Annotated in this window: 23 protein-coding genes and 1 pseudogene; 18 read left to right on the forward strand and 6 right to left on the reverse strand. The window is 66.8% G+C overall.

The window, feature by feature from the left end:
• Positions 1-38: 38 nt before the first annotated feature.
• From DUGA2_RS24375 to DUGA2_RS24390, 4 genes are all read left to right on the forward strand, one after another.
• Entirely contained in the window at positions 39-818 is a 780-nt protein-coding gene (locus tag DUGA2_RS24375; protein ID WP_070272016.1) for an enoyl-CoA hydratase, read from the forward strand.
• 204 nt (positions 819-1,022) lie between these two features.
• Positions 1,023-2,258: a hypothetical protein gene (locus DUGA2_RS24380; protein ID WP_141753365.1), complete on the forward strand. Its 1,236-nt coding sequence runs from the start codon at positions 1,023-1,025 to the stop codon at positions 2,256-2,258.
• 259 nt (positions 2,259-2,517) lie between these two features.
• On the forward strand, positions 2,518-3,111 hold the full coding sequence (locus DUGA2_RS24385; RefSeq protein ID WP_070272018.1) for a PEP-CTERM sorting domain-containing protein: 594 nt from the start codon (positions 2,518-2,520) through the stop codon (positions 3,109-3,111).
• Between the two features lie 89 nt (positions 3,112-3,200).
• Complete coding sequence (locus DUGA2_RS24390) at positions 3,201-4,778, forward strand: S9 family peptidase (RefSeq protein WP_070272019.1); 1,578 nt, start codon at positions 3,201-3,203, stop codon at positions 4,776-4,778.
• 3 nt (positions 4,779-4,781) lie between these two features.
• On the opposite strand, the gene DUGA2_RS24395 is transcribed toward DUGA2_RS24390, so the two are convergent.
• Positions 4,782-5,507: a hypothetical protein gene (locus tag DUGA2_RS24395; RefSeq protein ID WP_070272020.1), complete on the reverse strand. Its 726-nt coding sequence runs from the start codon at positions 5,505-5,507 to the stop codon at positions 4,782-4,784.
• A gap of 165 nt (positions 5,508-5,672) precedes the next feature.
• On the opposite strand from DUGA2_RS24395, the gene DUGA2_RS24400 reads away from it, so the two are divergent.
• From DUGA2_RS24400 to DUGA2_RS24410, 3 genes are read left to right on the forward strand one after another with little or no spacing between them, the layout of a single operon-like run.
• Positions 5,673-6,923: a sensor histidine kinase gene (locus DUGA2_RS24400; RefSeq protein ID WP_070272021.1), complete on the forward strand. Its 1,251-nt coding sequence runs from the start codon at positions 5,673-5,675 to the stop codon at positions 6,921-6,923.
• A complete protein-coding gene (locus DUGA2_RS24405; protein WP_070272022.1) occupies positions 6,920-7,576 on the forward strand; it encodes a response regulator transcription factor in 657 nt (218 codons plus the stop codon). The genes DUGA2_RS24400 and DUGA2_RS24405 overlap by 4 nt, the downstream gene beginning before the upstream one ends.
• Entirely contained in the window at positions 7,576-8,343 is a 768-nt protein-coding gene (locus tag DUGA2_RS24410; protein ID WP_070272023.1) for a MipA/OmpV family protein, read from the forward strand. The genes DUGA2_RS24405 and DUGA2_RS24410 overlap by 1 nt, the downstream gene beginning before the upstream one ends.
• Here the strand turns inward: DUGA2_RS24410 and DUGA2_RS33750 are convergent.
• Positions 8,337-8,573, reverse strand: coding sequence for a LytTR family transcriptional regulator (locus DUGA2_RS33750; RefSeq protein ID WP_141753366.1), 237 nt, complete (start codon positions 8,571-8,573; stop codon positions 8,337-8,339). The genes DUGA2_RS24410 and DUGA2_RS33750 overlap by 7 nt on opposite strands.
• 19 nt (positions 8,574-8,592) lie before the next feature.
• Complete coding sequence (locus tag DUGA2_RS24415) at positions 8,593-9,363, reverse strand: ABC transporter substrate-binding protein (RefSeq protein ID WP_083296448.1); 771 nt, start codon at positions 9,361-9,363, stop codon at positions 8,593-8,595.
• 167 nt (positions 9,364-9,530) lie between these two features.
• Between DUGA2_RS24415 and DUGA2_RS24420 the strand changes: the two genes are divergently transcribed.
• The 5 genes from DUGA2_RS24420 (at position 9,531) to DUGA2_RS24440 (ending at position 17,940) form a co-directional block, all read left to right on the forward strand.
• A complete protein-coding gene (locus DUGA2_RS24420; protein WP_141753367.1) occupies positions 9,531-11,552 on the forward strand; it encodes a hybrid sensor histidine kinase/response regulator in 2,022 nt (673 codons plus the stop codon).
• A 66-nt stretch (positions 11,553-11,618) separates the two neighbouring features.
• Positions 11,619-12,827 carry a M48 family metallopeptidase gene (locus DUGA2_RS24425; protein WP_070272025.1) on the forward strand — a complete coding sequence of 403 codons (1,209 nt, stop codon included), beginning with the start codon at positions 11,619-11,621 and terminating at the stop codon, positions 12,825-12,827.
• 21 nt (positions 12,828-12,848) lie between these two features.
• Complete coding sequence (gene pnuC, locus DUGA2_RS24430; RefSeq protein WP_071658968.1) at positions 12,849-13,415, forward strand: nicotinamide riboside transporter PnuC; 567 nt, start codon at positions 12,849-12,851, stop codon at positions 13,413-13,415.
• 315 nt (positions 13,416-13,730) lie between these two features.
• Positions 13,731-16,301, forward strand: a complete 2,571-nt coding sequence (locus tag DUGA2_RS24435; protein WP_070272026.1) for a TonB-dependent receptor — start codon at positions 13,731-13,733, stop codon at positions 16,299-16,301.
• A gap of 91 nt (positions 16,302-16,392) precedes the next feature.
• Entirely contained in the window at positions 16,393-17,940 is a 1,548-nt protein-coding gene (locus tag DUGA2_RS24440) for a methyl-accepting chemotaxis protein (RefSeq protein ID WP_070272027.1), read from the forward strand.
• A 36-nt stretch (positions 17,941-17,976) separates the two neighbouring features.
• On the opposite strand, the gene DUGA2_RS24445 is transcribed toward DUGA2_RS24440, so the two are convergent.
• Positions 17,977-18,786: a response regulator gene (locus DUGA2_RS24445; protein WP_070272028.1), complete on the reverse strand. Its 810-nt coding sequence runs from the start codon at positions 18,784-18,786 to the stop codon at positions 17,977-17,979.
• 327 nt (positions 18,787-19,113) lie between these two features.
• On the opposite strand from DUGA2_RS24445, the gene DUGA2_RS24450 reads away from it, so the two are divergent.
• From DUGA2_RS24450 to DUGA2_RS24470, 5 genes are all read left to right on the forward strand, one after another.
• The gene (locus DUGA2_RS24450; protein WP_070272029.1) at positions 19,114-19,635 is read left to right on the forward strand and encodes a spore coat U domain-containing protein; all 522 of its coding nucleotides are present in this window, start codon (positions 19,114-19,116) and stop codon (positions 19,633-19,635) included.
• Positions 19,636-19,727: 92 nt separating this feature from the next.
• Positions 19,728-20,243 carry a spore coat U domain-containing protein gene (locus DUGA2_RS24455; protein ID WP_070272030.1) on the forward strand — a complete coding sequence of 172 codons (516 nt, stop codon included), beginning with the start codon at positions 19,728-19,730 and terminating at the stop codon, positions 20,241-20,243.
• Positions 20,244-20,414: 171 nt separating this feature from the next.
• A complete protein-coding gene (locus DUGA2_RS24460; protein WP_070272041.1) occupies positions 20,415-21,149 on the forward strand; it encodes a molecular chaperone in 735 nt (244 codons plus the stop codon).
• A gap of 61 nt (positions 21,150-21,210) precedes the next feature.
• Entirely contained in the window at positions 21,211-23,634 is a 2,424-nt protein-coding gene (locus DUGA2_RS24465) for a fimbria/pilus outer membrane usher protein (RefSeq protein WP_070272031.1), read from the forward strand.
• Positions 23,634-24,662, forward strand: coding sequence for a spore coat U domain-containing protein (locus DUGA2_RS24470; RefSeq protein WP_070272032.1), 1,029 nt, complete (start codon positions 23,634-23,636; stop codon positions 24,660-24,662). Before DUGA2_RS24465 ends, DUGA2_RS24470 begins: the two co-directional genes overlap by 1 nt.
• A 25-nt stretch (positions 24,663-24,687) precedes the next feature.
• Here the strand turns inward: DUGA2_RS24470 and DUGA2_RS24475 are convergent, their stop codons facing one another.
• Positions 24,688-24,999, reverse strand: a complete 312-nt coding sequence (locus DUGA2_RS24475) for a hypothetical protein (RefSeq protein ID WP_070272033.1) — start codon at positions 24,997-24,999, stop codon at positions 24,688-24,690.
• 459 nt (positions 25,000-25,458) lie between these two features.
• Here DUGA2_RS24475 and DUGA2_RS24480 point away from each other — a divergent pair, with 459 nt between their 5' ends.
• Positions 25,459-25,950, forward strand: a complete 492-nt coding sequence (locus DUGA2_RS24480; protein ID WP_008444611.1) for a helix-turn-helix domain-containing protein — start codon at positions 25,459-25,461, stop codon at positions 25,948-25,950.
• 7 nt (positions 25,951-25,957) lie between these two features.
• Here the strand turns inward: DUGA2_RS24480 and DUGA2_RS24485 are convergent.
• Positions 25,958-26,511, reverse strand: a pseudogene (locus DUGA2_RS24485) (anti-sigma factor); the annotation flags it as partial.

A 26,511-nucleotide genomic window follows, 5' to 3' on the forward strand; every position in this document is an offset into this window, starting at 1 on the left:
GGTTCAACCACGGCGCCCTTTAATCATTTGGAGATCACATGGATATTTTGAGCAGCAAGACCAACGGCGTGCTGACGCTGGAATTCAACCGCCCGGAACGCAAGAACGCGATCACCTCGGCGATGTACCAGAGCATGGCCGACGCCATCAACGAAGCGGAGCAGGACGCCGCCGTGCGCGCCATCCTGATCGTCGGCAAGCCGGAGATCTTCACCGCCGGTAACGACCTGGAAGACTTCATGAAGACCGCGCGTCCGGCCGACGGCTCGGGCATCGAAGAGCGTTCGGTGTACAAGTTCATGATGGCGCTGAGCGGTTCGAGCAAGCCGGTGGTGGCTGCCGTGGCCGGTGCTGCGGTGGGCATCGGCACCACGCTGCTGATGCATTGCGACCTGGTCTACGCGGCCGACAACGCCAAGTTCTCGATGCCGTTCGTGCAGCTGGGCCTGTGCCCCGAGTTCGCATCGAGCCTGCTGCTGACGCAGATCGCCGGCTACCCGCGCGCCGCCGAGAAGCTGATGCTGGGCGAGGCCTTCCTGGCGCAGGAAGCGTTGGAGATGGGCCTGGTGTCGAAGATCGTGCCGGTGGCCGAACTGCGCGCGTTTGCAGAGGGCCAGGCCGCCAAGCTGGTGGCCCTGCCTGCCAGCTCGATCCGCGCCACCAAGCAGCTGATGAAGGCCGCCCGCAAAGGCCCGGTGACGGAAGCCATCGCCGCCGAAAACACCTTCTTCGGCGCCATGCTGGCCGCCCCGGAAGCCAAGGAAGCCTTCACCGCGTTCTTCGAGAAGCGCAAGCCGGACTTCAGCAAGTTTGCTTGATAGTCGCGCTGTCGTCTTAGTGGGCGTTGCGTGACACAAAGCCCGATGACGTGAGATTTGTGGCAGGGACGCGTCCGTTGGCGTGTCCGGCCATCCCGAGCCGCAAGTTGGCAGAGATGCCGTGAGTAGGAAAAATTATCCCAATCCTATCTCGGTCGGCGGATTCGTTGCTAGCATAAAAGTGTTATCAATACACACGATGCTATGAGCAACCACTACTACCACGAATTATTGCTGCCACATGATCTGATGCGTCTGCGCCTTGGAACGCGTTGCAACGCTGAGGTGCGCATAGGAATACTCGAGCTTCATCAAAGCGCTAAACAATACCGTATCGAGCATCAGAAAGCCCCCTCAAAACGCATCATTGAAAGTCTGATGCGTCGCTACGTGGACCGCCCGGTCAAAAAATGGCTAAAGAAGTATGGGGCGAAGGAACTGTCTTTTTCTAAAATGCTCAGCGAGTATGGCGTACGTTCAACGGCCATATTGAGTGGTTTGTACCAACAATACGAAGACCAGCATGGCTGGATTGTCGCCAATGAGAAATTTGTCGACTTGGCCCCTACGGTAGACATACTGATTGACTTGGCTAATTTTCATAACAGCCATGTGAGCGATCATCAAAAGCTCGTCGCGTTCATTACGACCTGCAGCAGTGCGGGTGCAAGCTACACAGAAATTAAGCTTGTGGACAGCAAACGCAGAGCGCTGCAGACAACAATGTCCAAACGGGGATTGCATCCCATGCTGGATTTCAGTTCCTACAGCCCTGAGAATCGCCACTGTCAATTGTGTGCGCGATTGACAGAGCAAGCTGAAGAACTTATCAGGATCTTCGAGCATCCAGAGCAAATCGTCAGTAGATGTCCTGAGGCTGATGCGCTGATTGGAAAGCACGGGACACGCTTTCAAACCAAGGGCTTCAGCACGGACTATTGCAGCGTGCATTCTCCCACTCAATCGACGGCAGAATATAGGAAGGCCATCGCACGCATCGAACAATACTACGGCCTACAGCGGATGATGATCCTGATCCGACAATCCAGAGAGTTCAGGAATCGTCTCCCACATGCATTCATCACCAGGCATGCGTCATATGCATTTGTCGATGCCTGTCCAGACCGGGCACTAGTTCGCGAGATATCCGACTTGATGGAGCGTTGGGCATCAATGTCGCATCGCCATTCTGACTTGCTGGATCTGATGACGGCACTTTTTCAGCGCATCGCAAGGTCATTACGTGCTGAAGGGGACCGGCTGGCACCACTGGCTTTCGCTTACTTGGAAAAGGAAAGCAATGAAATAGCCGATCTGGCGCTGGAGTTGGAAATCGTCACCCACCGTGAACTCGTCTGGCTGAACAAGGGGTTTATTGTCGATCCGTTGAGCAATCTGTTGAATGCGATGGGGCAAAAGATCGATGCGGAAAAAATCTAAACACAAGCATCATGCTGCCAAGGTGGTCAGCGCCTCGCAGGGGCTCGGCATGACTGCGGATATCGGCGCCAACTTGCTAAAAGGGCTGTATTTCTTGCTTAGGGTAATGCGCGAGCTACATTTTCTATAGCATCGCCATCCACCTGCACCTAAGCCGCGCCCACTGTCGCGCACGCGAGACGCCCGTCCTTGCGCTCAAGCGAACTGATGCTATCCTGATTTTTTATCTTATCAATCTTATATTGCTTAAGGAGAAGATATGAAATCACTCGCGATTGCGCTGGCTTGCCTGGCCTGTTCCGGCGCCGCCATGGCCGATACCAATGTGGCGCTGGGCGGCGGCGTTTCGCTCACCGGTTCGGGCTTCTGGGATGGCGGCAGCTGGGGACCGGGGGCGCCGGCAGATCCATCGACGGTCACGGATAGCGTCTATCTGCCGATCGGCACCCAATGGAACCTTGGCACGGTGTTCTGGAGCGGCGACTACGGCGCCGATTCCATCACCATCACCCTCAACCAGGCCGCATCGGTCAACCAGCTTGCCATCCAGGCCGACAACGACAACGACTACCGCATCCAGTACCGCGACACCGCCAACGTCTGGCACGATCTCGCGGTGATGTCGCCGAACCGCTCATGGGGCCAGGATAACGGCAGCACCATACTCGGCGCACCGGTGGTGGCCACCGCCTTCATGATCTCCGGCGCCGCCGGCGCGGGTGACAACCACTTCGCCGTGTCGGAATTCCAGGCCATGGGCAATGTGGTGCCCGAACCGGCCAGCTACGCCATGATGGGCGCGGGCCTGGCCCTGGTCGGCCTGGCGGCGCGCCGCCGTCAGCGCCGCGCCTGACCGTCTACCTTCCGGCACATGTGCGTCCATGAGGGTTTCTCCAGAATGCAGGCTGGTTCAACAACGAACCGCCTCATTCAGGAGACTCCATGGACAAGACTATCAGCACGCTCTGCATCGCTACATTCTTCGCCGCGCTGAGCGGCTGCGGCGGCGGTAGCGGCAGCAGCGCCGTTGCCGTCACACCGCCGCCGACGCCGCCGGTGACGCCCACCGCGCCCGTCGGCGAAACCGACACCTCCGGCGCCCGCGGCGCCTTGCTGTTCAACCCGCCGCTGCTGACGCGCGCGCTCGATCCCGCCGGCCTGGTGCAGGCGCTCGGCCGCCTGGGCGAGTTCGGCAACCAGGTGCTGGCGGTGGCCGGCCAGCCGAGGTGCAGCGTCGATTTCCACCAGTTCGAATACAGCACCGTCGGCGCGGCCGGCGAGACCACCACCGCGTCCGGTTCGCTGATGGTGCCGAGCGGCAGCGACCCGGCCTGCAGCGGCAAGCGCCCGCTGCTGATGTACGGCCACGGCAGCTCGACGACGCGCAATGTGCGCCTGGGCGACCTGACGCCGGGCGCACCGTTCGCCGGCACCAGCGCCACCGCGGCGGCGCTGTACGCGGCCCAGGGCTACATCGTGGTCGCGCCCAACTACGCCGGCTACGATACCTCCAAGCTGAGCTACCATCCGCACCATATCGCCGACCAGCACGCCAAGGACATGATCGATGCGCTGACCGCCGCCCGCAAGGCCTTCGCCAAGCTGCCGCATCCGGTCGTCGAGAATGGCAAGCTGTTCCTCACCGGCTATTCCGAAGGCGGCTATGTGACGATGGCCACCCACCGCGCCATGCAGGCGGCCGGCATCAGCGTGACGGCGTCGGCGCCGCTGAGCGGCAACTACGCCGAGAGCGTCAGCTATGAAACCACGCTGGGCTCGCCGGCAGTGCTGCGCGGCCTGGGCCAGGTCAACACCGAGTCCATGGTCGACCTGGTGCTGCAGTTCACCGCCTGGCAGAAGGCCTACGGCAATCTGTACGCCGCGCCGACCGAGCTGTACCAGGCAGGCTATGCGGCCTCGATGGAGACGCTGGCGCCGACCCTGCTGCCGATCAGCAGCCTGGTCGGCAGCGGCAAGCTGCCGCCGCATTTGCTGGCGCGCGACATGCCGGGTTACGCCAGCCTGCCGGCGGCCGAGCAGGCCAACTTCGGCACGCCGGAACAGAGCTTGCTGAAGTCGGACTACATCTCGGCGCTGTTCAACGACATCATCAACCACCCGTGCCCGGTGACGGCGGCCGGCGCCCCGCTCGATTGCAAGCCCGCGCATCCGATGCGCGCCGCCTGGTTCAAGAACGATTTGCGCACCTGGGTGCCGACCGTGCCGGTGCTGATGTGCGGCGGCCATGGCGACGACGAGGTGCCGTTCAACAACGCCACGCTGACCCAGGCCTACTTCAACGCCCACGGCGTCGCGCCCAAGCTGGTGACGGTGCTCGATGTCGACACGCCGGCGCAGTCCAACGATCCCTATGCCAGCGCCAAGTCGGTGTTTGCCGAAGCGCGGCGGCGGGTGGTCGCCGCCAACGGCGATCCCACCAGCCAGGAGAACTACCACGGCTACATGGCTTTCGCCGGCTGCAATGTGGCGGCGCGCGACTTCTTCAAGACCTTCGAGTAAGCGCTAGTCGTACAGCGTGCCGATGGCCAGCGGCGCGCTGACGGTCTGGATCTTGCCCTGCTGCGGCCAGTCGGCGAAGCGGTACAGCGCCACCCTGTAGATGCCCATCGAATTGCCTTCGAACGGATGGGCGTCGACCAGCGGCAGCAGGCCGCTGGGGCCGCCGGTCTGGGCGCGCACCTCGGGCGCGGACCCGGCCGGATAGACGAACTTGACGCCCAGGCACTGCTTGCCGCTCAGGCGCATGCGGTAGCCCGATTCGCGCTGCGCGCCGATCAGCTGTTCGCAGGCGGCGCGCAGTTCGGCCATGTCGTACACGCCGTCGGCGTGCTCGCGGATCGAGTAGCGGCCGCTGAAGTAGTAGTTGCCTTTCTGCCGGTTCAGGCGCAGCACGGCGTCGTCCTGGTAGGCCTGCTTGAGCATGGGCAGCTCGGCGCGGCCGATGCCGTCGACCGGGATCGTGACGTCGGTTTTCTCGCCGACCAGGTGCAGGCTCAGGCCGTTGAGCGGGGTGTTCGCTTCGAGCGGACGGATCTGCATATGCGCCTGGATCAGCGGCCGGCTGCGGGTGTAGTGGGCGAAGAAGGCGGCGGCCTTGTAGGCGTGGCGGTAGCTGTTCCATTCGGAATCGCGCTCGGCGCTGATGATCACCTTGGGGTCTTCGTGGACGTCGCCGGCGGCGGCCGTCAGCGGCAGCAGGGCGGCGATCCATAGCGGCAGTGTTTTCATCGGCGGGCGCGGCGGGTTCAGGGAGTGCCGATTCTAGGTCAAAGCGCGGCCTTGCGCTCATCTGCGCAGCATGGGCGTGGGGGAAACGCCACATGACTTCCGGCACTGTCCTAGGCCCTGGGGCTCGCGTATCATGGCCCGACTCATGCTCCCGCCAGGAACCTCATGCTGCACCGTTTGAAGCACAATCTTATCGGCGTTATCGGCCTGCTGGGCTGCCTGGTCGGCGGCGCGCTGGACGGCAGCCACTTCATGTTGAAGGGCATCAGCGAGGAGATGCCGCTGGGCCGGGCGGCGCTGTGGTGCGCCAGCTGGTTCACGCCGGCGCCGTCGGCGATCCGCGCCGGCACCGACCGCGACGAGCTCACCGTCGAGCTGTTCATGATCGCCTACGCGGCGCTGATGCTGCTGTTCGCGCTGCTGTTCTGGCTGCGCACCAGCGGCGCGGCGCGGCGCCTGGGCTGGCGCGGCGACGCGATGCTGCTGGCGCAGCTGCTGATCGCGCTCAGCTATCCGCATTCGCTGCTGTACCTGCTGGCCGCCGAGCTGGGCCTGGTGCTGGCGCTGCGCAGCGGCCTGCGCTGGCTGGGCTTGCAGGTGCTGCTGCTGGTGCTGCTGACCGTGCTGCCCATGCCGGGCAACGAGTCGACCCGCAGCGACGGCTGGGTCAAGACGGTGCTGCTGGACCTGGGCACGATGGCGCTGTGGCAGTGCATCGCCTACGGCATCGGCTACATGGCGGCGGTGGAGCGGCGCGGCCGCATCGAGCTGGCCGCTGCCAACGGCGAGCTGCGCGCCACCCAGCTGCTGCTGACCGACACCGTGCGTTCGGCCGAGCGGCTGCGCATCGCGCGCGACCTGCACGATATCGTCGGCCACCACCTGACCGCGCTCAACCTGCACCTGGACCTGTCGCTGCGCCAGTCCGGCGCCGCCGCGCCGCCGGCGCTGGCCACCGCGCGCGCGCTGGCGCAGGGCTTGCTCGCCGAGGTGCGCGTGGTGGTCGGCAGCGAGCGGCGCGACCAGCATATCGACCTGCGCGAGGCGCTGGCGGCGCTGTGCGCCGGCATACCGCAGCCGCGCATCGCGCTCAGCTTCGAGCCGGGGCTGGAGATCGCCTCGCCGGCCGTGGCCCACACGCTGTTCTGCTGCGCGCAGGAAGCGATCAGCAACGCCGTGCGGCACGCGGCGGCCGGCCAGCTGCACATCGTGCTGGCGCGCGCGGCCGACGGCGCGTCGGTGACGCTGCGCATCGAGGACGACGGCTGCGGCAGCAGCACCGAACAGGAGGGCAACGGCTTGCGCGGCATGCGCGAGCGGCTGGCGCTGCTGGGCGGCGAGCTGAAGGCGGGCAACCGGCCGCAGCGCGGCTTCGGCATGGAGATCGTGCTGCCGGCCGGCGCGGTGGCCGCATGACGGCGCCGATCCCGGTGCCGATTCGCGTGGTGCTGGTGGACGACCAGATGCTGGTGCGCAGCGGCATCAGCGGCCTGCTGGCGCTGACGCCCGACATCCGCGTGGTGGCCGAGGCGGCCGACGGCGCCGGCGCGCTGGCGGTGGTGGCGGCGGCCCGGCCGGATGTGCTGCTGCTCGATATCCGCATGCCGCAGCTGTCGGGCATCGCGCTGTTGCAGCAGTCGGCCGCGCTGCTGCCGCCGACCATCCTGCTGACCACCTTCGACGACGACGAGGCGCTGCTCGACGGCATGCGCGCCGGCGCCAAGGGTTTCCTGCTCAAGGATATTTCGCTGGAGCGGCTGGCCGACGGCATCCGCGCCCTGGCGGCCGGCGCCACCGTGTTCCGGCCGGCGCTGACCGAACGCACCCGCAGCGCCTACGAAAGCAGCGCCAGCGCGCCGCTGCTGCGCGAGGACGGCGAGCGCCTGACCGCGCGCGAAACCGAAGTGCTGGCGCTGATGGCCGCCGGCTTCAACAACGGCGAGATCGCCACCGCGCTGGGACCGAGCGAGGGCACGATCAAGAACCACGTGTCGAGCATCCTGGCCAAGCTGGGCGTGCGCGACCGCGTGCGCGCGGTGCTGCGCGGCCTGGAACTGGGACATATCTGATGAAGACAATCTTGGCGCCGCTGGCGCTGCTGATGTGCGGCGCGGTGCAGGCCGGGCCCACCCGCATGATGATGCCGGAGGATACCGAGGACATGTACTTCGGCCTGGCGGCGCTCGATGTGGTGCATGCCAGGGACAGCGGCCGCGACATCACGCTGCTGCCGACGCTGTCGGTGCAGTGGAGCAGCGGCGCCTTCCTCGACCTGAACAGCGAGGATGGGCTGGGACTGGGCTGGCACCTGTCGGACGATCCTTCGCTGGCCTACGGCCCGCTGCTGCGCCTGAGCTCCAGGGAGGTGCGCAGCGACACGCCCGGCCAGCGCGGCGGCCTGGCCGCCGAGGCCGGCCTGTTCGCTTCCTACCGCTACGCGCACAATATCCAGCTAGGCGCGCAGGGCATGGCCAGCGGCAACGACGGCGGCATGGGGCTGCGGGCCCAGCTGTGGGGCGAGGCGTCGACGCCGGTGGCGGCCCACCATGCGCTGACGCTGGGCGCGGGCATGGTGCTGGCCAACCAGCGTTATCTGCAAGCGTATTTCGGCGTCACGCGCGAGCAGGCCGGCGTGGAGTCGCACCGCTTGTATGCGCCGCGGGCGGGGATGCTGAGCGTGTATCTGCAACCGTCGTGGGAGTGGCAGGTGTCGAACAAGTACTACCTGAACACCTGGCTGCGCGTGAGCCGGCTGGGCGGGCAGGCCGCCGCCAGTCCGCTGGTGGGCCAGCGCACCCGCGCCAGCCTGAGCACCATGCTGACCTACCACTATTGAACCCACATCTGGCGGAAGTGGTGCAGGTAGCCGCGGCTGACCGGCGGCACGTCATCGCCCTCGCGCAGGTGCAGCGCGGCCGTCTCGTTGACGCCGCGCACCACCGTGCCGACGCAGCTCAGGTTGACGACAGCTGGTCGGGCACCGCGTCCAGGCATGGCGGCCGTGCTGGCCGTCGCCATGGGCGTGGGGGGCGCGGTCGCCACGCCGGGCATGTGGCTGCCGCGCATGCATTGATGCCGGCGCCGGCTAGGAGTCGCCGTAGCGGCTGCGGATTTCCGCCAGCACGCCTTGCTTCTCCAGGCGCTGGATGGCGCCGTTCAGCAGGTCGAGCTGGGCTTGCGTGGTGCTGTTCTTGTTGAGCATCAGGTGCACCGGCGCCCGCAGCACCATGAATGGCAGCGGCGCGATGGCGATGCCTTGTTCCCTGGCTTCGTGGCGCAGGGCGACGGTGTCGCCGAGGATCAGCTCGGCGCGCCCGGCGTCCAGCATGCGCAAGCCCTGCTGGAAGGTGAGGAAGGTGCTCAGGTGGCCTGCCGCCAGTAGCTCCGGCTGCACGCGCGCGTAGTTGGGCCCATACCAACCCACCTTGGGCGCCAGCAGCGAAAGCTTTTTCTTGAGCAAGACCTCGAGGTTGCGCACGTCCTGGTAGCGCGCCAGGTTGGCGCTGCGGGTGAAGACGCCGACCGATTCATGGCGGTAGGCCAGGCTGAAGCGCGCGAGCTTGCGCCGCTCGACGGTGTCGGAGGCGGCCAGCAGCAGGTCCAGCTCGCCCAGTTCGAACTGGCGCTGGCGGCGCGCGGTCGGCAGTTCGGGCAAAAGTTGCAGCGTGCAGCCGGCTTCCTTGAAGATGGCTTGCACCAGTTCCAGGTCCAGCCCGGAAGGCGGGCCGTTGGGCTGGGTGTAGACATAGGGCGCCCATTGCTCCAAAGCCATTTTCATCTGGCAGGCAGCGGTGGGCGCCGGCAATACGGACGCGACGATGAACGCCATGGCAGAACCGACGCGACGCGCTTGCATGGCGAAACCCTTTCTTGATCTATGGCTACAATTTGCCAGATGTGGAGAGAATGTCAAGCCCGTAGCCGCTGTTTGCCGGCATGCGCGCGCCGGCGTTGCGCTATTGTGCGCCTCCGTACAGTACAGTTGCTACACTTGGGCTTTCTGGATTCGGAATATCTATGCCGGTGCAATCTTCCTCTGCCTTGTCCCCTGTCGCCTACGATGCCGGCTGGCGCTTTATCGGCGACGGCACCCCCATGCGCGACCTGGTGCAGCGCCACGCGTGGGAGCGCACGCCGCTGGGGGCGATCTCCACCTGGCCGGCGTCGCTGCGGACGGCGGTGGGCCTGGTCATGCACTCGGCGCACCCGATGTTCCTGTGGTGGGGCGAGCAGCTGGTGCAGGTCTACAACGACGCCTATGTGCCGAGTTTCGGCCAGGGCAAGCATCCGGCCGCGCTGGGGCAGGCCGGGCGCGAATGCTGGCCGGAGATCTGGTCCGTCATCGGTCCGCAGATCGACAGCGTGCGCAACGGCGGCGAGCCGCGCTGGTATGCCGACAACCTGGTGCCGATCGAACGCAACGGCCGCATCGAGGACGTCTACTGGAGCTACACCTACACGCCGGTGTTCGACGAGGCCGACCGCGTGGCCGGCGTGCTGGTGGTGTGCACCGAGACCACCACCCAGGTGCTGGCCGAACGGCGCCGCCACGCGCTGGACTTGCTGGCGCGCAGCCTGCTCAACTGCCGCGACGAGGCGCAGGTGGTCGACAGCATGGCCCGCTGCGTGGCCGGCAATCCGGGCGACCTGGCCGGCGTGGTGCTGCGCCGCGGCGCGCTGGCCGAGGCCGGCGCCGCGGGTGCGGGCACGGTGGTCATCCGCGGCGCCGAGCTGCAATTGTGCGAAGAGCTGACGCTGGTGTTCCAGGTGTCGCCGCGCCTGCCGATGGACCATGCCTACCGCCAGTTCCTGGAGCAGATCACGGCCGCCGTGTGCGCTACGCTGAGCCGGCTGGAGAGCGACCGCGCGCTGGCCCAGGCGATGGCCGAAAGCGAACGCCTGAACGTCGACCTCAACCTGTCCTCGCGCATCAAGGATGAATTCCTCGCCATGCTGGGGCACGAGCTGCGCAATCCGCTGGCGCCCATCGTCACCGCGCTCAAGCTGATGAAGCTGCGCGGCGCCGACACCGCGCCGGAGCAGGCCGTGATCGAGCGCCAGGTCGAGCACCTGGTGCGGCTGGTCGACGACCTGCTCGACGTGTCGCGCATCGCCAGCGGCAAGGTCGAGCTGCGCAAGGAAACCGTGCAGCTGGCCGAGGTGCTGAACCGGGCGATCGAAATGGCCAGCCCGCTGCTGGAGCAAAAGCGCCACCGCTTGCTGGTCGATGTGCCCAGCGTGCGCTGGCACGGCGATCCCGCGCGGCTGGCGCAGGTGGTGTCCAACCTGCTGAGCAACGCGGCGCGCTACACGCCGGCCGGCGGCCACATCACGCTGTGCACGCGGATCCGGCAGCAGACCATCCAGATCCAGGTGACGGACGACGGCTCGGGCATCGCGCCGGCGCTGCTGCCCCACATCTTCGACCTGTTTGTGCAGGGCAACCGCCAGCTGGACCGCGCCAAGGGCGGGCTGGGCATCGGGCTGGCGCTGGTGCGCAACCTGGTGCAGATGCATGGCGGCGAGGTCAGCGCCTACAGCGCCGGGGAAGGGCGCGGCAGCACCTTCACCATCACGCTGCCGGACTCGCTGGTGGCCGAGGCCGAGGCGGCCGCTCCGGCCGCGCCGCCGCCGGCCGTCGGCGCCGGCGCCCGCGTGCTGGTGGTGGACGACAACCAGGACGCCGCCGATTCGCTGGGCGAGCTGCTGGGCGCGCTGGGCTACCACGCCACCGTGGCCTACGATCCGGCCCAGGCCATCACCGCCGTGATCGCCGCCGGCGCGGCCGGGGCCATGCCGCAGGTGGCCATCCTCGACATCGGCCTGCCCGGCATGGACGGCTTCGAACTGGCCTGCCACCTGCGCCAGCTGCCCGGCGGCGCGGCGCTGAAGCTGGTGGCGCTGTCCGGCTACGGGCAGGAGCATGACAAGTCGCGCAGCAGGGAGGCCGGCTTCGCGACCCACCTGGTCAAACCGATCAATATCGCCGACCTGCAAGCCGTGCTGCCCATGGAGGCAAGGGCTGCAGATGTAAAGTTATCATAAATAGTTGTATTTTTCTCAAATCAGCCATTAAAATAGCCGCGTGGAAACTTTTGCGCGGGGACGGTTGTGGAACTGGTTTATAAGAATGAAAAGCCGCTGTTCGGCCTGATGCTGGCGGTGTCGCTGCTGATCTGGGCCGGGCTGATGCTCGGCACCAGGGGCATGGCGCTGCTGTATCTGCTGCTGTTCGTGGTGTCGTGGTGCTTCGCCCAGTCGGCGCTGGTGTCCTGGCTGCGCGGCACGGCGGTGCGCATCACGCCGCAGCAGTTCCCCGACCTGCACCAGCGCATCGTCGCCTGCTGCCGGCGGCTGGGGCTGGAGACCGAGCCGGAAGCCTATCTGCTGCAGATGGGCGGCAGCTTCAACGCTTACGCCACGCGCTTTCTCGGCCAGCACATCATCGTGCTGTACTCGGACGTGGTCGACGCGCTGGACGAGCGGCCGGACGCGATCAACTTCTACATCGGCCACGAGATCGGCCACATCCAGCGCAACCACCTGCGCTGGTCGGCGCTGCTGGCGCCGGCGTCGCTGGTGCCGCTGCTGGGCGCGGCCTATGCGCGCGCCCGCGAATACACCTGCGACCGCCACGGCTTCCACGCCTGCGACGATTTGAAAAGCGCCCAGGTCGGGCTGGCCGCGCTGGCCGCCGGCGGCAAGCGCTGGCGGCAGATGAACGCCTCCGGCTACGCCGCGCAGGCGCGCGCCTCGTCCGGTTTCTGGATGTCCTTCCACGAGCTGGTGGCCGACCACCCGTGGCTGGTCAAGCGCATGGCGGTGGTGCGGGCGCTGGCCTCGGGCAACGAGGTGAGCCAGCCGGGCCGGCACGGCCTGGCCTATGTGCTGGCGCTGTGCGTGCCGCGCCTGGGCGTCGGCGGCCTCGGCTCGCTGATCGCGGTGTTCGCGCTGGTCGGCATGCTGGCGGCGGTGGCGCTGCCGGCCTACAACGACTACGCGGCGCGCGCGCGCATGGCGCAGGTGGTCGGCGTCGGCCAGGATGCGACGGCGGCGGTGGAGCGCTACTTCTACGCCAACGGCCGCGGCCCGGCCACGCTGGCGCAGGCCGGCTACGCGATGGACGACCCCAGCCACGTGGTGCAGGACATCGCTGTCGATCCGGGCAACGGCGTGGTGCGCGTGCAGCCGTCCGATCCGGCCTATCGCGGCAAGGCTATTGCGTTCACGCCGAGGCTGGACGAAAATAAGCGCGTTGCCTGGCAGTGCGGCAGCGAAGACATACCCGCCCAAGTGTTGCCGGCCGACTGCCGCAACTAAACCCCTGATTGGACCCCGCTGTTGACCGCTCCCCTGGAAATCGCCGCCAACATGGTCATGACCGTATCGATCGTGCTGGCCGGCCGCAACAATGTGCATTCGTGGTGGCTGGGCGTGGTGGGCTGCGCGATGTTCGCCGTGCTGTTCTACAGCGTCAACCTGTATGCGGATGTCGCGCTGCAGCTGTTCTTCATCGTCACCTGCGTCATCGGCTGGCTGCGCTGGGTGCGCGGCGACGGCGGCGGCGCGCTGCCGATCCGCCGCGCCAGGCTGGGCGCGCTGGGCTGGATGGTCGGCGTCGGCCTGGCCGCCACCGCCGCCTACGGCCTGATGCTGCAAGCCTACACCAACGCCTACGCGCCCTTCATCGATTCGGCGGTGCTGATGTTCAGCATCGTGGCCCAGCTGCTGCTGATGGGCCGGCGCCTCGACACCTGGCCGTTCTGGCTGCTGGTCAACACCATCTCGGTGCCGCTGTACGCCAGCCGCGGCCTGCACCTGACCGCCGTGCTGTACGCGGCCTACTGGTTCAATGCGCTGGTGTCGTGGTTCTTCTGGCGGCGCCAGATGCGCGCCGCCGCGCCGTAGATGCTGCTTTAGATTCAATTGGCATATACAAGTAGAATTTAATTCGTTCCCTTCCCCGACGGCAATCTTTATAGTGCAGGCTCACAGTATCAGCGGCCTGTTGCCATGCATCGCACTCACGTTTTCACCTTAGCTTCCTATCGCCACGTCCTGTACATGCTCTGCATGGCGCAGTGCATGTGCCGCGCCCTGTAACGCCGCTTTCACCCCGTCGTCCCATCGAGCAAGTCCGTCCGGCCCACCAGGCCGGCAGCGGCCGCGCTTTTGCACGCTTTTTCTACCGGAAAAGCAGTACCAAACCCACCAAGAGGAATCATGTTCAAACCACTCAGCATCACCCTGGCGCTGGCCGCCGCCTTCCCGCAACTGCTGCACGCCGAGGAGGCCGCCGCCGACCCGGCGCGCGTCATCGTCACCGGCTCGAATATCCGCGTCACCGAAAAAGAGGGCGCCGCCGCCATCGAGGTGCTCAGCGCCAAGGATATCGCCGCCAGCGGCAAGACCAGTATCGCCGACGTCATCCGTTCGCTGGCCGCCAACAGCGGCAACAGCTACAACGAGCAGTACACGGGCAGCTTCTCGGCCGGCACGGCCGGCGTGTCGCTGCGCGGCCTGGGGCAGAAGAACACGCTGGTGCTGGTCAACGGCAAGCGCGTCAGCCCGTATGCGACGGCGCAGGATCTGCAGGAAGTGTTTGTCGACCTGAACAGCCTGCCGATGGCGGCGGTGCAGCGCATCGAGGTGCTCAAGGACGGCGCCTCGTCGATCTACGGTTCGGACGCGGTGGCCGGCGTGGTCAACATCATCCTGTACCAGGAATTCAAGGGCACCGAAGCGACGGTGGAGGGCGGCGCCTCGACCCAGGGCACGGGCCAGACCGACAAGCGGGCGGCGCTGCAGACCGGCTTCGGCTCGCTGGCGGAGAACGGCTACAGCCTGGTGTTCGCGCTGGACGCGCAGCAGCGCAGCAAGCTGCAGCAGACCGATGTGGACTGGATGCGCGGCAGCGATTTCCGCGCCGAGCAAAACGGCAGCCTGGCCTGGGTGCCGACCAACTACTACGGCACCGACGCCACCAGGCTGCTGGGCGGCGCGCAGGGCCCGCTGCAACTGACGCCGTATGGCGCGGTCAGCGACGGCAAGCAGGGCCAGGTGCTGGCCTACAATCCGGCCGAATACAAGACGCTGATCCCGGCGGTGCAGCGGGTGCACGCGTCGCTGCGCGGCAGCCTGCAATTGACGCCGGAGCTGGTGGCCTATGCCGACCTGCTGTACAGCTACTCGCGCGCCGACCAGACCTTCGGCGCACCGCTGTCGGTCAGCAGCAGCCTGCGCGCCTGGAACAAGCAGAGCCAGAAGCTCGACACGATAGGCGCGACGCTGCCGGTCGGCCATCCGAACAATCCGGGCACGACGCCGGTGGCGATCACCGCCACGCTGTTCGACCTGGGCCCGCGCCTGAAGGCCGACAAGGTCGACTTCTACCGCGCGCTGGGCGGCGTCAAGGGCCAGCTGGCCGGCTGGGACGTGGACGCGTCGCTGGGCCGCTCGGCCAGCACGCTGGAGGAGACGGTGCAGAACTTCGTCAACCGCTACGAGTTTGAAAAAGTGCTGGCCGACGGCAGCTACAACTTCGCCGACCAGGGCAAGAACAGCGTAGCGGTACGCAACCGCCTGCGCCTGTCGACGCTGCGTCCGGCGCAATCGCAGCTGACCACGGTGGACGTTTCCGCCGCGCGCGACCTGCTGGACCTGCCGGCCGGCCCGCTCGGCATCGCGCTGGGCGGCCAGTGGCGCCGCGAAGGCATGAACTCGAACACCTCGAGCGCCGTGCTGTCGGGCACCGAGCTGCGTCCGGCCATCAACATCATCAACGGCCAGCGCGATGTGTCGGCGCTGTTTGCCGAAGCCAACGCGCCGCTGACCAGCAAGCTGAACCTGAACGTGGCCGGCCGCGCCGACCACTACAGCGACTTCGGCAACGCCTTCTCGCCCAAGGCCAGCCTGCGCTACGAGGCCGTACCCGGGCTGCTGCTGCGCGGCACCGTGTCGCGCGGCTTCCGCGCGCCGTCGCTGCCGGAAATCACCAACAGCAATTCGGTCAGCTACGGCGCCGTCATCGATCCGCGCGATCCGATCGCGCCCAAGCAGGCGCGCGGCGTCACCAACGTCACCACCGCCAACGCCGCGCTGCGGCCCGAGCGTTCGGACAACCTCAACCTCGGCTTCGTGATCGCCCCGAGCAGCACCAGCAGCGTCGGCGTCGACTACTACCGCATCAAGACGCGCGGCGTGATCGGCACCGACAACAGCGACACCATCATCGCCGCCAACCGCCCGGGCCAGGTGGTGCGCGACGCCGATGGCCGCATCAGCACGCTGTATCTGCAGTACAGCAACCAGGGCGACCGCGTGGTGTCCGGCGTCGACGTCGACCTGCGCCAGAGCTACACCAGCGCCGCCTACGGCAAGCTGGACCTGCGCGCCCAGCTGAGTCGCCTGTTCCGCTACGCCGCGCCGCTGTCGGAAGGCGAGCCGCTGACCAATGGCGCCGGCAACAACTACTTCGGTTCGCTGCCGGGCTGGCGCGGCGTCAGCCACGCCACCTGGGAGATCGGCAGCTGGAGCAGCACGCTGACCTGGAACTACACCGGCGGCTACGACCAGACCTCGCAGGCCGCGCGCGTGGGCGAGCACGTGTCGTCCAACGCCACCTACGACCTCAGCGTGTCGCGCAAGCTGGGCAAGGCCAGCACGCTGACGCTGGCGGTGCAAAACCTGGGCGACAAGCGGCCGTCGTGGGATTCGTCGACCGCCTTCTTCGACTTTACCCAGGCCGATCCGCGCGGGCGTTTCGCGTCGCTCAAGCTCAACACCAAGTTCTAGGCCCTTGCTAAACAGCTCAAATGAAGGGGTGACATTCACCGTCACCCGTTCTATGATGATATTTCCATAAGGAATTACCCGAGGAGATACCATGCAATGGTTTTACGACTTAAGAATCGGCAAAAAGCTGATCGTGGCGTTCGGCGTCGTGATCGCGCTGACCTGTCTGCTGGGCGTGTTTTCGCTGGCCCAGCTGGTCAAGGTCAACCAGGCGTCGACCGACATCGCCACCAACTGGATGCCGGCGGTGCGCTACCTGGGGCAGATCCAGTCCTCGCTGTCGCGCTATCGCATTTCCGAGGCCACCCACATCCTGCTGAGCGAAGAGGCGGACATGGCGGCGACCGACAAGTCGATGGCCACGCGGCTGGAAACTTTGCGCAAACAGCAAGCCTCGTATGCGGCGCTGGTCTCCGAACCGGAAGAAAAACGCATCTACGCCGAGCTGCAGAAATCCCTGGACGACTACCTGGCCAGCAGCGCCAAGCTGGCTGCGCTGTCGCGCGAGGGCAAGAAGGACGAGGCGCGCACGCTGTTCCGCGGCGGCTCCAACAAGCTGTTCCGGCAGGCCAACGAGCAGCTTGACGCGCTGGTCAAGATCAACGATGACGGCAGCGCCGCCGCCGACAAGGGGGCCAGCGACACCTTCTCGCTGTCGCGCAAGATGATCATCGGCACGCTGATCGTGCTGATCGTGCTCAGCATGGTGCTGGCGACGGTGGTGGCGCGCATCGTCGCCGGCCCGCTGGAAGAGGCGGTGGGCGTGGCCCGGCGCGTGGCCGATGGCGATCTGACGGCCCACATCGTCAGCCACGGCAAGGATGAAACGGGGCAGCTGATGCAGTCGCTCAAGGCCATGAACGACAGCCTGCTGCGGGTGGTCGGCGAAGTGCGCGGCGGCACCGACACCATCGCCACGGCGTCGGCGGAAATCGCCAGCGGCAACCTGGACCTGTCGGCCCGCACCGAGGGCCAAGCCAGCTCGCTGGAGCAAACCGCGTCGGCGATGGAAGAGCTGACCTCGACCGTCAAGCAGAACGCCGACAACGCGCGCCAGGCCAACCAGCTGGCGCAATCGGCGTCCAGCACGGCGGCCGACGGCGGCAAGGTGGTGGGCGAGGTGATCGCCACCATGGAGTCGATCAGCGCGTCGTCGCGCAAGATTGTCGACATCATCAGCGTCATCGACGGCATCGCCTTCCAGACCAACATCCTGGCGCTGAACGCGGCGGTGGAGGCGGCGCGCGCCGGCGAGCAGGGGCGCGGTTTCGCCGTGGTCGCTTCCGAGGTGCGCAACCTGGCCCAGCGCTCGGCGGCGGCGGCCAAGGAAATCAAGGGCTTGATCGACGATTCGGTGGTGCAGGTCGACAGCGGCACGGCGCTGGTGCAGCAGGCCGGCAGCACGATGGCCGAGGTGGTGTCCAGCGTGCGCCGCGTCAGCGACGTGGTGGCGGAAATCTCCGCCGCCAGCAGCGAGCAGAGCACCGGCATCGAGGAAGTCAACAAGGCCATTGTGCAGATGGACGAGGTGACGCAGCAGAACGCCGCGCTGGTCGAGCAGGCCGCCGCCGCCGCCGGTTCGCTGCAGGAGCAGGCCGCCAACCTGGCCGGCGTGGTCAGCGTGTTCCGCCTGCGCTGAGCGCTTCCACGTCTCCTCCCGACCACGCCGCCGGCTTCAGCCGAGCGGCGTTTTTTTCTGCTGGATCGCCTGGCGGAAGGCGCTGGGCGTGACGCCGATGCGCTCGCGGAAGGCGGTGGCGAAGTTGCCGGCGTTGTTGAAGCCGATCAGCAGGGCGATGTCCTGCACGTCGATATCGGTGTCCCTCAGCAGTTCCTCGCCGCGCCGGATGCGGGTTTCGCGGATGAAGGCGAACACCGTCATGCCGGTCTGCTCGCGGAACACCTGCGACAGTTTTTCACGGTAGGTGCCGACGCTGCGGGCGATCTCGGCCAGGCCGGGCAGCGAGGCCAGGTTGTCGACGATCAGGCGCTTGGCGGCGTTGACGATGACGGCGTCGGGATCGGTGTCGGCCGCCGTGGCGCGCGCCGGGGCCTCGGGGGCGGACGCTGCCGCGCGCGTCTGGCTGGCGCGGCGGGCCAGGTTCAGGTGCACCTGTATGCGCGCCGCCAGTTCGCCCGGCGAAAACGGCTTGGCGACGAAATCCACGCCGCCTATCGACAGGCCCATGATGCGCTCCTCGTCGGCGTCGGCGCCGCTGAGGAAGATGATGGGAATGTCCTGGGTGACGGGGTTGGCCTTGAGCAGGCGGCAGGCGGTGTAGCCGTCCATGCTGGGCATGCGCACGTCCAGCAGGATCAGGTCGGGATGCTGGGCCAGCGCCAACTGGTAGCCCTGCAGGCCGTTGAAGGCCACCGAGACCTTGTAGGGCAGCTCGCTGAGCAGGTCGACTAGCACGCGCTGCTCGAACGCGGAGTCGTCCACGATCAGGATCTTGCGTGTCTGTGTGTCGCTGGCAGTCTGCATGGCCCACCTTTGAGACCTGGTTGATAAGGTTTTGTCACGCTCTGTTGCGTATTATGCCTATCTTTTGAAATTTTTTAATAGATTTCTCCGCCAGCAGAAGCGCTGTCACATTGCGCAAAAGCACGATTTTTTTTTATCGTGAATAATGGACTCATCAGTTGGCGAACGGCAATGAGGTGGACGCCGGAAAGCAAAGCTGAAACCTGTTCCGACCGCGCCCAGATACAGCCGGTCCGGCGCCCCGGGCGCCACAGCATGCAACTCCCAATCAGCGAGTTGAGCTACGAAAAATCTAATTTTTTATATCTCGACTTACGGAGTTCTGACATGACCAACACTGAGCGCGCCCGCCGTTTCGCCGTCGTCCTGGCCACCACCACGCTGTTTGCCGCCGTCGCCAATGCCGCCATCTACAGCAACGGCAGCCGCACCAGCACCTTCGACGTCACGCTGACCATCATCGCCGATTGCACCATCTCCGCCAGCAACCTGAACTTCGGTTCCTCGCAGGGCGTGCTGTCGAGCGTGGTCAGCGCCAACACCACGCTGAGCGTGCTGTGCACCAACACCACGCCGTACAACGTCGGCCTCAGCGCCGGCACCGGCACCGGCTCCAGCGGCACCACGCGCTATATGAGCGGCACCGGCGGCAACACCAGCACCATCGGCTTCAACCTGTTCCAGACCAACGGCGCCACCGCCTGGGGCAACACCCAGGGCACGGACACCAAGAGCGGCACCGGCACCGGCGTCGCCCAGAGCATCACCATCTACGGCCAGATTCCGGTGCAGACCACGCCGCAGCCGGACACCTACAAATCGACCATCACCGCCACCGTGTATTTCTGATCCGGCTAAGCCGGCCCCCGGTTTTCGCCGCCCGAGTGTGGCATACGTACAACTTTCCAGCACCCATCCTTTTACTTTTTTGGAGTTTCATCATGCGCCCTACCATCCAACGCTATGCCGCCATCCTGTCCCTCGGCCTGCTCGTGCCGCACCTGGCCGGCGCCGCCGTCTACAGCAACGGCAGCCGCACCACCACCTTCGATGCGCAAGTGACCATCATCGCCGACTGCACCATCGCCGCCAACACGCTGGACTTCGGCTCGTCGCAGGGCGTGCTGGCGACCGCCGTCACCGCCAACACCACGCTGAGCGTGTTGTGCACCAACACCACGCCGTACAACGTCGGCCTGAGCGCCGGCACCGGCGCCGGCTCCAGCGGCACCACGCGCTACATGAGCGGCACCGGCGGCAACACCAGCACCATCGCCTTCAATCTGTTCCAGACCAACGGCGCCACGCTGTGGGGCAACACCCAGGGCACCGACACCAAGAGCGGCACCGGCAGCGGCGTCGCCCAAACGCTGACGGTCTACGGCCAGATCCCGGTGCAGACCACGCCGCAGCCGGATGCCTATAAATCGACCATCACGGCGACCGTGTATTTCTGAGACGGCTTGCAAGCTTGTTGCAAATTTTGCCTATCCTGAAAATATTTTTAATAGATTTCTACGCAATCAAAACCGCCGTCTCCTGTGGCAAAAGCACATGTTTCTTAGATCGATGATAATCAAATCGACAGTTGAACGAAGGCAATGTGCGAACTGGACCGCAGGGGCGTGATGAACATACGGACGCGTTGTACCGGCTGGATCTTGGGCGGTTTCCTGCTGTGGACCGGTGCGCCGGCGCAGGCGGCGAACCTGCAGATCTCGCCGGTGATGATCACCCTGCGCGCCGGCCAGGGCGCGACCGGCATTTCCATGCAAAACCTGAGCGAGAGCCCGGTGTACGGCCAGGTCAGGGTGTTCCTGTGGGAGCAGAAGGATGGCGACGATGTGCTGACGCCCACCCAGGAAGTCGTGCCCAGCCCGCCCATCATCCAGATCGCGCCCAAGAGCAGCCAGGTGATCCGGCTGGTGCGGCGCAGCGAGCAGCTGGCCACCCGCGAGCTGAGCTACCGCATCCTGATCGATGAGATTCCGCGCGAAGACCAGGCCGCCGGCAGCGGCGTCGACATCCGCCTGCGCTATTCGGTGCCGATGTTCGTGCTGCCGCCCGACGAGCGCGGCGCGCCGGCGCTGGCCTGGGCGGTGTTCCGCAAAGACGAGGCCTGGATGCTGCGCGTACGTAACAGCGGCAACCAGCGGGCGCAGATCGGCGCGCTGGAGCTGAGCAACGCGGCCGGCAAGCAGTTCGTGCTGGCGCAGGGCTTGTTCGGTTATGTGCTGGCGGGCCAGCTGCGCGAGTGGCGCCTGCCGACGCCCGCCGACGCCGACCTGCATGGCCGGCTGGCGGTCAAGGCCAACATCAATATGCAGGCGCAGACGGCGGTGACGGTGGACAAGGTGGACTGAGCGCGCCGGCCCGGTGGCCGGCGCAGTACCGGAGGTTTTCGATCTGAACCAAGGTCCCGACATGACTGGCGCGCGGCGGCTGGCAGGGTGGCTGGCGAACCTGGCCTGGCTGGCGTGCGCCGCCTCGGGCGCGGCGCGGGCGCAGCACGCCGGCGGCGCGTCCGAAGACGTAGTGAGCCGCATTCCGGCGGCGGCAACCGATGAGCTTTTTTTGGAGGTCAGTGTGAACGGCGAAGCAAGCGGACTGATATTGCGCTTTACCCGCGGCAAGGCCGGCCTGCGCAGCACGGTGCAGAACCTGCGCGACCTCCAGCTCGACCCCGCGCTGTTCGGGCTGCAGGGACAGGAGGAATTCGACCTCGACGCCGTCCCCGGCCTGAGCTACGAGTACGACGCCGCGCTGCAACGGATCGCCTTGCGCGTCAGCGATGCGCTGCGCACGCCGGTCGCGCTGAGCGCGCGCAGCGCGCCGCGTGCGGCGCCGGCGCGGGTGTCGCCAGGGTATGTGCTGAACTACGATGTCTACACCCAGCTGGGCGCGGCCCGCAGCGCATCGCTGTTGAGCGAGCTGCGCTATTTTTCGCCGCGCGGCGTGTTCAGCAGCAACGGCGTGTGGAACACCGGCCAGGGCCAGAACCAGTTCATCCGCTTCGACAGCTACTGGTCGCACGCCGATCCGGACACGCTGGAAACCTGGCAGGTCGGCGACCTGATTTCCTCCTCGCTGAGCTGGAGCCGCTCGCTGCGCATGGCCGGCGTGCAGTGGCGCAAGAGCTTCGACCTGCGGCCGGACCTGCTGACCTATCCGGTCGCCTCGCTCAACGGTTCGGCCGTGGTGCCCAGCGCCGTCAGCCTGTTCGTCGACGGCGTGCGCCAGGTCGAGATGACGGTGCCGCCCGGTCCCTTCGTCATCAACCAGGTGGCCGGCATCAACGGCGCCGGCCAGGCCACGCTGGTGACGCGCGACGCCGCCGGCCGCGCCGTCGCCACCGTGCTGCCGCTGTATGTCGACACCCGCCTGCTGGCCAGCGGCCTGAGCGACTACTCGCTGGAGCTGGGCGCGCTGCGCCGCAACTACGGCCGCGATTCCTTCAACTATGCGCGCACGCCGTCCGCCAGCGCCGCGCTGCGCTACGGCGTCAGCGACAGCCTGACGCTGGAGACGCACGGCGAGGCGGGCCGGGGCTTGCTCAACGGCGGCGCCGGCGCGCTGTGGAAGCTGGGGCTGGCCGGCGTGGTCAGCGCCTCGGCGGCCGGCAGCAGCGGCCGCGCCACCGCGGTGCAGGGCGTGTTGCCGGCGGCCGCGCCCGGCGCTCCCATCAGCGTCGGCACGGTCTACACCGTCAGCGGGCGCGGCGGCCAGGCCGCGCTGGGCTACCAGTACCTGAGCCGCTGGTTCAGCGTCGATACCCTGCGGCTGCGCGCCACGGCCGGCTACAGCGACCTCGGCACGGTGAGCGGCAGCCTGTCGCCGCTGGCCAGCGACCGCGTCACGCTCAACCTGGCGCTGCCGCTGGGCCAGAGCGTGGGCCTGGGCTATGTCGCCGCGCGCGTGCCGCTGACGCCGGCCGCGCGCATCGTCTCGGCCTCGTACTCGGCCGCGCTGGGGCAGGGCTTGTATCTCAGCGCCAGCGCCTACCGCGACCTCAACGACAGCAAGGTGCGCGGCCTGTTCTTCAGCCTGAGCATGAGCTTTGGCGAGCGCATCGCCGTCAACGCCAGCCGCAGCCGCCAGGGCGCGCTGCGCGCCACCACCTACACCATGTCGCGCGCGCCGGACTACGGCGGCGGCTTCGGCTGGGGACTGCAGCAGGCCGGCAGCGGCGACGCCTCGGTGCGCCAGGCGCAGGGCCAGTACCTGGGCGCCTACGGCCAGCTCAGCGCCTTCACGCAGGACGCCGGCGGCAAGCGCAACAGCGCGCTCGACCTGGCCGGGGCGCTGGTGCTGATGGACGGTTCGCTGCAGGCGGCGCGCCAGGTCGGCGCCGGCTTCGCGCTGGTGTCGACCGACGGCGTGGCCGGCGTGCCGGTGCTGCAGGCCAACCGCCGCATCGGCCAGACCGACCGCGGCGGCCATCTGCTGGTGCCCAACCTCAATCCCTATGTGTCCAACCCGCTGGCCATCGACACCTCCGGCCTGCCGCTCGATGCGCGCATCGCCACGACCTCCATCGACGTGGTGCCGGCGCGGCTGTCGGGCGTGCTGGCGCATTTCCCGGTGGAGAAATACGCCGCCGCCAGCGTGCTGCTGCGGACCGCCGACGGCCAGCCGGTCGCCGCCGGCGCCGCGGTGCTGCATGTGGAAAGCGGCGGCCGCACCGTGGTCGGTTTCGACGGCATGGCCTTCGTCGACCGCCTGCAGGCGGACAACCATTTGCTGATCGGCGAAGGCGCGGCCGCCTGCGCGGTGCGCTTCGCCTACCTGGCCGATCCGCTGCGTGCCTTGCCCACGTTGGGGCCGCTGGTCTGCAAGGCGGTGCACTGATGCGCGCCGGCCTGGCGATGCGCTGCCTGGCGCCGGTGCTGGGACTGGCCGCGATGCTGGCCGCCGGCCACGCGCGCGCCGACTCCTGCACCGCCAGCATGACCGACGTGCTGTTCACGCCGGTCAGCCCGATCGGCGGCGTCAACGTCACCACCACCGGCACCGCCACCGTCACCTGCACCTGGACCGGCATCGCCGGGCTCGCGCCCTTCCTGGTGCTGTTCCCCAACGTGACGGTGTGCCTGTTCCTCGGCAATGGCACGAACTCGGCCAGCACCACGCCGCGCCAGCTCAAGTACGGCACGCAGACGCTGAACTACAACCTGTACACCGACGCCAGCTATGCGGCACCGAAGATCTGGGGCGCGCCGGTGGTGGCGGCCACGCCCACGCCCATCATCCTCACCATGACCAAGGGCGGCAGCGCCGGCACGCTGGTGCAGACGGTGACGGTGTACGGCCAGCTGACGGCGGACGCCTCGCTGTCGGCCGCCAGGACCGCCGGCACCGGCTCGGCCATGTACACCTCGGATTTCGGCGCCGGCAGCGCCGCCATGCAGTATTCCTTCGTGCTGGGCGGCTTGCCCGCCTGCCTGGCCGGCCCGGTGTCGGCGCTGCCGTTCCAGGTGCGCGCCGAGGTGATCAACGATTGCACCATCAGCGCCGGCGCGCTGGCGTTTCCCAGCGGCAGCCTGATCAGCAGCCCGGTGCGCGCCACCTCGTCGATCGCGGTGGCGTGCAGCCCCAACGCCGCCTACCAGATCTCGCTCAACGGCGGCAGCGTGGCCGGCAGCGTGACGGCGCGGCAGATGCAAAACCTGGCCAGCGCGGCCGCCAAGGTGTCGTACCGGCTGTCGAACTCGCTGGACGGGACGCTGTGGGGCGATGGCACGGGCGGCACGGTGACGGTGACGGGAACCGGCGACGGCAGCACGCAGTCGGTCACGGTGTACGGGCTGGTGCCGTCGCAGAGCGCGGTGCTGCCGGGGTCTTACAAGGATACGGTGACGGCGGTGGTGGCGTTCTGAGATGGAACGCCGCGGCGGGCGCCGCTTAGAAGTAGATGGTCCAGTCTTGCGCGGCGCCGGTTTCGGTGCGCAGCGGCGCGGCGTTGACGGCGGGAGCCGGCGCGGCGGTGGTATAGGCGGTTGCGGCGGCGGCCTTGTCGGCGTCGCGGTTGACCTGGTAAGGCGTGTTCAGCTGGCAGGACACGGCGGGACGCCGGGCGGTGGCCGCTTGCACGTTGCACGATTCGGTCACGGTGAAGCTGACCTGCATGGTGCCGGTGGCGATTTTGTTACCGGCGTGCGCCAGCAGCGGTGCGCTGAGCAGGACGACGGTGAGGGCTTTGTAGAAAGTTTTCATCTTTTACACACGTTTTTAAGGTGCGCGGCAATCGTGCGATGGCTGCAACCGGTATCGGGACATTCAGACCGGTTCCTGTGGGCAGCCCATCAGGTAGCGCGGCATGAATCTACAGGAAGAATTTTACTCCGTAAAAACATGCTCACGACTAGACACATTTTACATGGGAATTGACGTATGGAAATTAAGTGATTTTTGGAGAGTTTTTTGCCTGCTTTTTTAGCCTATTTTTGAGGCTGGGGAGAAGGCGGAAAGATCGAGTTTTTCATAGGGGAAATAGCCAAAAATTGTGGCGGCGACAGGCGGCGAAACCGGGGCGTGAAAATACACACATTGTCACACCGGCGACGTCATCTAAAAAAGTCACAAATTGTTTCCTCCAACTTGCAAGTAACTCAGTTATCGCCGTGCTGTGCTTGCTGTTTTTTGTTTGCTAACCTTGGAACCGAGGAGTCAAAAATGAAACATACCGACTTTGGCCGCATGCCTTGCCCCATCGCCCGCAGCCTGGGCAAGGTAGGGGAGTGGTGGAGTATCCTGATCCTGCGCGACGCGTTTTACGGCCTGTCGCGCTTCGACGAGTTCGAAAAGAGCCTGAAGATCGCCCCGAACATGCTGACCCGCCGCCTGGCCGGGCTGGTCGAGGGCGGCCTGATGGAGCGGCGCCAGTACAGCGCCCGTCCGCCGCGCTATGAATACGTGCTGACCAAGTCCGGCCGCGCCTTCAAGCCGGTGCTGCTGGCCTTCATCGCCTGGGGCAACGACCACCTGGCGCCGGAAGGCGCCAGCCTGCTGGTGGTCAGCCGCGAAACCGGCAAGCCGGCCGACCAGGTGCTGGTGGACGCCAACAGCGGCCTGGCCATCAACGACGAGGACTATATGTTCGCGCCGGGGCCTGCCGCCAGCGACGTCATGCGCTCGCGCCTGATCGAAATCAGCAAGCACGCCTAGCCAGCGTTCAATCCGCCGGTTCCAGCTGGGCGTAGACGGCGTTGGCCACGGCGGCCAGCGCCGCCTGGTCCAGGTTGCCGGACAGGGCGTAGCCGAAGCGCCCGTCTATCCAGTAAAACACGCCCACCTGGCCTTCCTGCGCAAAGCGGAAGCCGGTTTGCTTGCCGTGGGCCTGTTCGGTCGACACGTACAGCGTCAGGCGCGCGCCGCCGTTGTCGCGGTACATGAATTGCGCGACCGGCCCGCTGTGGCCTGGCAGCAGCCGCCCCCCTTCCAGCGCATAGCCCAGCGCCGCCAGCTGCGGCGGCTTCAATGGCGCCCCCAGCCGCTTCGACAGCCAGGCCACCAGGTGGGCTTGCTGGTCGGCGCCCACCTCGACCGGGTGCCGCACTTCCGGCGCGTAGACCGCGTGCGCCAGCGCGGCGCGGCGCGGCAGGGCGGCGTCGTCGGCGCGCAACGCGGCGTCGGCCAGCCGGGCCGGCGTGCCGTGGTCGGCGGCGCCGTGCAGCAGCCAGCCGGCGGCGCCGCCGGCCAGCGTCAGCGCCAGCATGGCGGCCGCGC

This window comes from Duganella sp. HH101, from assembly GCF_001758795.1.
Taxonomy (GTDB): Bacteria; Pseudomonadota; Gammaproteobacteria; order Burkholderiales; family Burkholderiaceae_D; genus Rugamonas; species Rugamonas rivuli.